This is a genomic window from Frankia sp. CcWB2 (genome assembly GCF_977927585.1).
The window spans coordinates 16,574-21,263 of record NZ_CDWRCM010000066.1; the positions used below are offsets into that span (position 1 = coordinate 16,574).

5 protein-coding genes are annotated in these 4,690 nt (G+C 69.4%); 1 reads left to right on the forward strand and 4 read right to left on the reverse strand.

The genetic code is table 11. The features are described 5' to 3' along the window. A partial coding sequence (locus ACY45C_RS09415) for a type 1 periplasmic-binding domain-containing protein (RefSeq protein ID WP_462187241.1) occupies positions 1 to 546 on the forward strand: 546 nt, incomplete at its 5' end. A gap of 64 nt (positions 547 to 610) precedes the next feature. Here the strand turns inward: ACY45C_RS09415 and ACY45C_RS09420 are convergent. The 4 genes from ACY45C_RS09420 to ACY45C_RS09435 all read right to left on the reverse strand — a co-directional run bounded on the left by ACY45C_RS09420 (position 611) and on the right by ACY45C_RS09435 (position 4,357). Then, complete coding sequence (locus tag ACY45C_RS09420; RefSeq protein ID WP_462187242.1) at positions 611 to 2,569, reverse strand: DUF7800 domain-containing protein; 1,959 nt, start codon at positions 2,567 to 2,569, stop codon at positions 611 to 613. 206 nt (positions 2,570 to 2,775) lie between these two features. Then, the gene (locus tag ACY45C_RS09425; protein WP_462187243.1) at positions 2,776 to 2,904 is read right to left on the reverse strand and encodes a hypothetical protein; all 129 of its coding nucleotides are present in this window, start codon (positions 2,902 to 2,904) and stop codon (positions 2,776 to 2,778) included. Positions 2,905 to 2,960: 56 nt separating this feature from the next. After that, positions 2,961 to 3,647, reverse strand: coding sequence for an HNH endonuclease signature motif containing protein (locus ACY45C_RS09430; RefSeq protein ID WP_462187244.1), 687 nt, complete (start codon positions 3,645 to 3,647; stop codon positions 2,961 to 2,963). 335 nt (positions 3,648 to 3,982) lie between these two features. Further along, the gene (locus tag ACY45C_RS09435) at positions 3,983 to 4,357 is read right to left on the reverse strand and encodes a DUF222 domain-containing protein (protein WP_462187245.1); all 375 of its coding nucleotides are present in this window, start codon (positions 4,355 to 4,357) and stop codon (positions 3,983 to 3,985) included. Between the last annotated feature and the right edge of the window lie 333 nt (positions 4,358 to 4,690).

Sequence of the window (4,690 nt, forward strand, 5' to 3'; positions counted from 1 at the left end):
ATACCACCCGCGGTTGTCGTGTACGGCGACCCGGCGGAGGCCGCCCGACTCGCCGCGGTTCCCGAGTTCGCCGATCGGGTCAGCCGTCAGGTCGCCTGGTCGATGCCCATCGCCCGGGCCAATCCGCTGGCCGCGAGAGTAATCGACCGCTATCTGCACGATTTCGGGGCGCCGATGACCGAGGATGCGGCCGAGGCCTTCACCGCCGTGACCACGATCGCGCAGGCAATCGACGACGCGGGCAGTGCGGATCGTGAACTGGTCCGCTCCGCGTTGACCGCCCTGAATCTACCCGCGAGTTCGACCATCATGCCGTGGAACGGCGTCCATTTCGACGGAACCCACCAGAACACACTTTCCGCAACAGCGATCGAACAGGCCACCGGTACGACGTTCAGAACCGTCTACCCCCGCGACCTGGCCACGACGACGGTCAGGTGGCCCGCGCCGGGGACGGCCGTGACGGCTGTCGGACATCCGTCATCGGGGGCGACATCGGCGTCACAGTCGACGCCAGGGACCAGGACCAGGACACGGAACGAGTAGGTATCAAGTAGGTATACGGAACGAGTAGGTACGCGGATCGTTCTCCGCCCGGCCCGTCCACGGATCACCTCGCCGGCGCGAGATCCGCCACCAGCACCGGATCGAGGCCGCCGGGGGCGCCGTCCGGCTCGGTCTTCTCCAGCCGGAACCGGGCCGCGCGTCCGTCGAGCTCGAGGACGGCGAGCTGACTGTCGAACCAGGGTCCGTGGGTGACCGTCCACCGGATGGACCGGCCCCGCACCCCGGCAAGGCGGGCGAAGGCCGCGGAGAATGCGGCTAGCGGAGCGCGCCGGGAGATCGCGCCGACCCGCCGGATCGCCGGACCGAGCGGGTTGCGGAACGGCGAGCACACCGCCTGCCACACTGGGCTCGGCGCCGTGGCCGCGGCGGTGAGGTCGGACTGCGCCGGGAAGTCGGCACGGGCCAGATAGGCGTGGTGCACGTCACCGGACAGCACGATCACGCTGGCCGGCGCCGGACCGCGTTCCCCCGCCGAGATAGACCGAAGCAGCTCCGCCATCGCGGCGAAGGAGGAGCCGAAGGCCGACCAGTGTTCGAGGTCGAGGGCCTGGCGGACCCGCTCGGCCACGGCCGCGGCCCGTCGGCCCCACCGCCCGCCCGCAATCAGCTCGCTGGCCGCCTCGACGTTGTGGATCGTCGGTGTCAGCAGGAACGGGACGGAGGTGCCGAGCAACAGGTGATCCACCTCGCCGTCGTGCAGGGTCTGTTCCCGCACCCACTCCCACTCGACGGCGTCGATCATCGCCCGCGAACCGTCGGGGGACACCACCCGTGCACACCGGGAGTCGATCACGATCAGCCGGGTCCGACCGAGGTCCCATCGGAAACTCCATCGCACCGCCCGGCCGGCCGGTTCGCCGTGGCCCTCAGGCTGGGCACCCTCAGGCTGGGCGACGGCACGGGGACCGACCCGGCCATCGGCCGCGGCGGTTCGCCCCGCGGTCACGTCGGGGTGGTCTGCCGCCTCGTCAGCCCGTCGGGCGAACGCGCGCAGCACCTGCTCCGCCACGCTGCCGGCCACGCTGTCGGCCACGCTGGCCGGGGCGGCCCCGCCCTCGGGCACTGCGGGGGTTCCCGCCTCGACCACGGCCCGGAACACCGGATCACACTCCCGGACGGCCGGGGCCAGGTTACCGAGGTGCTGGTAGAGCCAGTAGGCCATGATCCCGCCGGTGACGCGTGCGTCCCACCACGGCGCGGCCCTAATCTCCGTACGCCATGCCGCGGAGATGTTCCAGTCGTCTCGCACATCATGATCGTCAAAGATCATCGCCGTCGGGACCGTTGACAGTAACCAGCGGATGTCCGTCTGCGACCACGCCTCCTGGTACAGCCAGGTGTACTCCTCGAAGTCGGCGATCTCCTCCCCCGGCGGGACGGTGACATCCCGCCGGTCACGAATCCGCGCCGCCGTCTGCGAGGAGACATGATCGGCATAGACCTGGTCACCGAGCAGAAGCAGGACATCCGGCCAGGAGGCGGGGTCGTGCGCGGGCAGTTCCAGGGCGAGGGCGTGCAGCGCGTCCGTGCCGAGTCCACGGCTGTCCTGATCGGCGTTCAGGGTGTACGGCTGCTCCTGCGGCGCGGTCACCCGGCAGGAGCCGAAGACCAGCCGCAGGGGCCCCTCGTCCTTGACGGGACGCAGCAGGCTCGGCGGCCTGCCCGGCTCCGGCCAGACCCGCACCGCGCCGTCGGTGGGCGGCTCGGACCCGACCGCCGGCCCTCCGGGCCCGGGACCCGTCAACCACACCTCGTCCGTCAACCACACCTCGTAGGGAACCGGCTCTCCCGGCGTCAGGCCTTCGACCACGACGACTGCGTAGTGGTGCCCGGCCACCTCGAAGGTACGGGCCTGCCCAGCCGGCGGATCGAACGTCGCACGTGCGAGTGCGCCACGCGGGACCCGGACCTCGACATCACAAGCAGCGTCGACCTCCATCCACAGAGTGACACGCGTTGCCTCGGTGTGCCGGTGGATGGGGCCGAGAAGCGAACGAGTCATTCGCCCACTCTCGTCCAACGAGACGAACGCACGTCCGGCTATCGCACGGCATGGACAGCGTGCTACTTAACGACCACACTCGGCTGATCGCCTTCAGGCGACGGCGCCACGCGAGCCACTCCAGGAAGTCGGACGACAGGCTCGTCGTGTAGCGCCGTTCACGGCAGCGCGAGCGAAGATATTCTGGAGATTTTTGAGCTGGGCCTTCAAACTCGGGCCTTCCTTCCTTCAGCTAGGAGCCGGTCTATCCAACTGTTGCCGCACGGAGGAGATCGGAGGTATGTCGGCTGTAGGGGGACGTAATGAAGTAACAAATACGTGATCGAGAGCATCATCGCAGGTCACAGGCCTGTGGAGGGTTCGAAACGCGCAAGTTATTTCATTTCGACTCCTAGGGGTTGCGTCGGGGTGTCTGGTCGGAGTCGACCCAGGGCGGGGGGATGAATTCGGGCCGGCGATCGTGGCCGATTCGGACGATCCAGCCGTGGTGGTGGATGAGCCTATGATGATATCCACACAGCAGTACCAGATTGTCGAGTGAGGTTCTTCCACCGTCTATCCAATGACGAACGTGGTGAACTTCGCACCATGACGGCGGCCGATCACACCCCGGGAATGAACAGCAGACGTCTCGGGCGATGACGGCGCGGCGTAGGTCCGCGGGTGCGGTGCGGTGGACCCGTCCGACGTCGAGGGGGACGCTCGCCGCATCGAAGACGACGCGGGTGACCGTGGCGTCACAGGCCAGGCGGCGCAGGACACTGGCCGGCAGAGGTTGACCCCAGCTGGTGGTGGCGGGCGTACCTCCCTGGCCGAGTAGTGCCGTCCAGGGGAGGGTGACGGTGAGGTGGGGGCGCACGCCGCCGGTGACGGGCGGAGCTGCGGTGGTGAGGGTGCGGTGAAGGAGGTCGACGAGGGCGTCGGCGCGGCGCTGTGCAGGTGTGCGGGGGTCGGGGGTGCCGTCGTCGGCGGGACGGGGTTTGGCCAGCGGGTCGAGTGCGCTGCGTAGGAGCGCGGCGGCTTCGGCGTCGAGTTCGCCGGTGATACGGGTGGTACCCCGGGCAGATCGATGATCCACAGGCCGCGCCGATCCCCGGGGGCGTCGCCCGAATCCTGGTTGCCGTTGCCCGGGTTCTGGTTGTCATCGCCGGCCGGGCCCCCTGCGGGGCCGGGAGACGTGCCGGAGTCGGCGCCCTCACGGTCGCCGTTCTGGCTGCCGGTGTTGGCGGGGTCATCGCCGCCGGGGCTGGTGTCGATCCGGGTGAGTTGTTCCCGCAGGTGCCGGCCAAGACGGGCCAGTTCGCGGGGGTCGAACATCCGGGCCAGCTCCAGCAAGGATGCCTCCACCGCCGTGTACACCTGCGCGTCCAGGTCGCGGGGGAGGGAACGGATCGTCGTGCGGACCTCGACCACCTACTCGACCGTGATCGCGCCGGCGGCCAGGGCCGCACCGGTGGCACTCAGCGGTCCGTCCACGGCCAGGGCCAGATCGACCAGGCGTTGGGCGTCCCCCGGCCGGATCCGCAGCCGTTCCCGCAGCAGCGCCGCGGTGCTGGTAGCCCCCTCCCGCACGGCCAGGTTCCGGCCGTGGGCCTCCCGCACCAGCGCGAGCCGCACCGCGGCCAGGCGGGCCAGCTCCACCGAACAGTCGTCCAGGGCGCCGTACAACTCGGCATCCGACAACGACCACACCGGCGCGTCCAACAGGCCGCCGACCTGCTCGGCCACTACCGCCAAACCCAACGGCACCAGATGCTGCCCGAGGGCCGGGCCGGCAGTGATGGTCATGGATCAAGCGTAGATCACACAACCCCCAATGTCGAACTCATGTTCGATTACCGTAACTAGGTGCTGTGGTCGTAGCGGACATGAGGACCGGCGTGCTGGTGCGTGCCCTGCGCGAAGATCCCGGTCGCCCTCAGCTTCACGTGCATGGCCGGCGGTCTGCCGGCCTGGACCGTCCCCGAACCCCGCCCAGGCCGCCCTCGACTCCCCCGGCAGCCCGGGGCATGGCCTCGAGCACGGTCCAGGGCCCATCCCGCGCCTGCGATTGTTCACTTCTCCGGTGGAAAATCTGCGCCCGCTGCAGACAACGACCCGACACGCTGCTAGGGCCTGTCT

What these genes read in the sequence shown, in the direction of transcription:
- ACY45C_RS09420 (WP_462187242.1), bottom strand. Translation starts at nt 2,569, where the DNA reads ATGACTCGTTCGCTTCTCGGCCCCATCCACCGGCACACCGAGGCAACG.
- ACY45C_RS09425 (WP_462187243.1), bottom strand. Translation starts at nt 2,904, where the DNA reads ATGATGCTCTCGATCACGTATTTGTTACTTCATTACGTCCCCCTACAG.
- ACY45C_RS09435 (WP_462187245.1), bottom strand. Translation starts at nt 4,357, where the DNA reads ATGACCATCACTGCCGGCCCGGCCCTCGGGCAGCATCTGGTGCCGTTG.